1 protein-coding gene is annotated in these 330 nt (G+C 60.6%); it reads right to left on the bottom strand.

Features of this window, described 5'->3' with window-relative positions; all coding sequences use genetic code 11:
* The coding region (locus V6F88_RS27835; RefSeq protein ID WP_332613526.1) for a VCBS domain-containing protein at positions 1-330 on the bottom strand (330 nt) is incomplete at both ends.

Raw genomic sequence — 330 nt, 5'->3', positions numbered from 1 at the left:
CGTCCTTGGTGACCACGCCGCCGTTGCCGTCGTCCACCGTGACGGTGAACGTTTCAATAATCGACTGGCCCGTCTTCAGCCCCTGGACGTCCTTGTTGGCGTTGTCCAGGTTGTAGGTCCAGTTGCCATTGCCATCAACGGAGAACGAACCGTACGTGCCCTTGCCCTCGTTGTTAACGGTCCAGGTGTGGGTATCGGTCGTGTCGACGTCGGCCACATCCAGCTTGCCGGTTGCAACCAGCGAACCGTCTTCGGTAACTGCACCATCAGCCTTGCCGGTCACGACGGGGATGTCGTTGGTCCCGACGATCGTGACCACGACCTGACCCG

It is taken from the genome of Achromobacter sp. ESBL13, assembly GCF_036668755.1.
Lineage (GTDB): Bacteria > Pseudomonadota > Gammaproteobacteria > Burkholderiales > Burkholderiaceae_B > Achromobacter.
The sequence above is the reverse complement of the archived record's forward strand: the minus strand, read 5'-3'. Positions and strand labels throughout refer to the sequence as shown.